Source organism: Thiohalocapsa sp. (genome assembly GCF_019695415.1).
Taxonomy (GTDB): domain Bacteria; phylum Pseudomonadota; class Gammaproteobacteria; order Chromatiales; family Chromatiaceae; genus Thiohalocapsa.
The window spans coordinates 1-2,618 of sequence record NZ_JAIFKJ010000534.1 but is presented as its reverse complement, the minus strand read 5'-3'; the positions used below and the strand labels follow the sequence as shown (position 1 = coordinate 2,618).

The 2,618-nt window shown below is 63.3% G+C and carries 3 protein-coding genes; all 3 read right to left on the bottom strand.

The genetic code is table 11. The features are described from left to right. Positions 1-1,219, bottom strand: a 1,219-nt coding sequence (gene dsrK, locus I6U14_RS14795; RefSeq protein WP_296900286.1) for a sulfate reduction electron transfer complex DsrMKJOP subunit DsrK, incomplete at its 3' end; no start/stop codon positions are given. Positions 1,220-1,357: 138 nt separating this feature from the next. Further along, complete coding sequence (locus tag I6U14_RS14790) at positions 1,358-2,092, bottom strand: respiratory nitrate reductase subunit gamma (RefSeq protein ID WP_296900285.1); 735 nt, start codon at positions 2,090-2,092, stop codon at positions 1,358-1,360. Between the two features lie 227 nt (positions 2,093-2,319). Continuing rightward, positions 2,320-2,618 (bottom strand): TusE/DsrC/DsvC family sulfur relay protein (locus I6U14_RS14785; RefSeq protein ID WP_296900284.1); only part of this gene is annotated, 299 nt, incomplete at its 5' end.

Sequence of the window (2,618 nt, the reverse complement as noted above, 5' to 3'; positions counted from 1 at the left end):
CCAGGGGGTAGGAGGGGGTGCATCGCGGGGGGGTGAGGGCGCGCGGCAGATCGAACTGACCGCCAGGCCGCGTGCCCATGCGGTAGGCACGCGCCACAGTACACGGGTCGGGGTAGGTCAACACCATGTCGTCGTTGCGCGACTTGTCCAGATTCAGCTCGCCCCGCTGAATCAGGTCGTAGGTGAACTCGCAGATGTGCTGCGGCACCGGGTAGCGCGGGTCCAGGAAGTCCCACGGCCCGGCGAGGGTATTCAGGAAGCTGTAGGCGACGCGCCAGGCGTGCCCGCACTCGCCGAAGACGATGCGCTTGACGCCGAGCTTGATCGCAGCCTCGCGGATACGCAACGCAACCCGACGCATGTTCTCGTAGGAGCCGATGAACATGCCGAAATTGGCGGCCTCGGAGGCATGGCTGCTGAGCGTCCAGGAGACTCCCGCCTCGTGGAAAACCTTGCCGTAGCCGATGAGGCCGTCGACGTGCGGCTCGGCGAAGAAGTCGGCCGAGGGCGTGTGGAGCATGCTTTCGGCGCCTTCCTGGTCGAGCGGATCCTTCACCTCGACGCCGGTGCCGTCGTAGACGTCCTCTTCCAGCCCCTCGAGGGTGTCCTCCAGCGCCGGCCCGGGCAGCCCGAGGTTGTTGCCGATCTTGTAGACCTTGCCGATGATCTCGTTGCAGTACTTCTGGCCGACGCCGATGTGGTCCATGATCTCCCGGGCGGCCATGGAGATCTCGGCGGTGTCGATGCCGTAGGGGCAGAAGACCGAGCAGCGGCGGCACTGGGAGCACTGGTGGAAGTAGCTGTACCAGTCGTTGAGGACCTCTTCGGTGAAGTCCTCGGCGCCGACCAGCTTCGGAAAGAACTTGCCGGCTAACGTGAAATAGCGCCGGTAGACCTTTCGCATCAGGTCCTGGCGGCCGACGGGCATATTCTTGGGATCGTGCGTGCCCAGATAGTAATGACACTTGTCGGTGCAGGAGCCGCACTTGACGCACGAATCCAGGTACACCCGCAGCGAGCGATAACGGCCCAGCAGCTCCCCCATCTTGTCGATGGCCTGCTCCTGCCAGTTCTCGACGAGCTGGCCGGGGAAGCCGAGAGGCGCCTGGAACTCCTCCTTGGACTTGAACGGCGACGAGTGGGACATGACGCCCGGCTCGATCTCCGGAATCTCCGGATATTGTTTCAGGACGGGAACTTCGAAGTCGGCCTTGGCCATGTTATGAGTCTCTCCGAAAGCTGGGTCTAGCGCCCGTGTGTCTTGACGCCTGTATGCGCCGCGCTCCGTCAGGTCCCTTGGGTCGCAGATGGCTCCCTGCGAGGGGCATCACTCGGGCCCAAGGGGCCGATGCACGACCTATTGCGTCTGTTCCAGACGCCGGGCCCAGCCGGCGACATGTCGACGCTCCCGGGGGTTGTCCACCTGATTGCGCGACGGGCTGAAAAAGAGCCCTGGCATATGCAGCAGCTTGCTGTACGGGAAGATGATCATCAGCAGAGCCACGAGCAGCAGGTGCAGCAGCAGCAGCGGATCAGCCGGCAACGGCAGCACCTGCCCGACGTAAAGCCCTTGGAAGAACTCCTTCACCCGGATCACGTCGGTGTGTGCCAAGAACTGCATCGCGAGCCCAGACAGGCCGATGGTGACCAGCAATGCCAGGATAAGGTGGTCGGACAGCGAGGTGATGTAGCGCACCCGGTCCACCAGAAAACGGCGCGCCCAGAGTCCGGCGAGGCCAATGACCATGGCGATCCCACCGTAGATGCCGAAAGGCTGGATGAACTGGATCGGCGCCCACACCGGCTCGATGAAGTACCGCAGGTGGCGCAGGGTCACCAAGAACAGTCCGAAGTGAAACATCCAGCCAAAGATCCAGATCCACTTGTTGCCGCGAAACAGGCTCTCGAAGAAGACCACCTCGCGCGTCAGCCGGAAGACGACGCCGGCACGTGTCGTCGGTGCGGGCGTGGTAGGGATCTTGAGCGGCGCCGGTGCCCGCGCGTACTGAACGACCTTGGCCGCCAGCCCGGCCACCAACACGAACGCCGCAAAGTAGAACAGATAGGCGTAGATGGTGGAGATGAAGGACATGACGACGGTGCCTCGGTGATGATCACGTTTTTGTCAGCCAAACACCGGATGACGCTGTGAGGCCGCGGCGGAAGTGCTTGGCATAACCGGCCGATGCAGGCGGCTCAGCGCCTGCGCTCGGCAAGGGTATTCAGAGCGGCTACCGGGACGATTGACTGAGTCATTCACTCGGCAGCCGCGGCGGCCCGCCTGACGCGGCCGTGTGCCGGCGTCAGGCGCAGCCGAGGTTAGACGCAGCCGGTCGGCTTGGGCAGGCCGGCGTAACGGCAAGCCTGCTTCGCAGGACCGTACGGGAACAGGCCGTACAGATACTTGCTGTTGCCCTTATCCTTACCGAACTTCTTACCTACCGCCTTGGTCAGCACGCGGACGGCGGGCGCGATCTGATACTCTTCGTAGTACTCGCGCAGGTAGTTGATGATGTCCCAATGCTCGTCGGTGAGCTCGAGGTCGTCTTCTTTAGACATGACCTCGGCGACGCCGGGCTCCCAGTCGTTGATGTTGGCGAGGTAACCCTCTTCGTCGG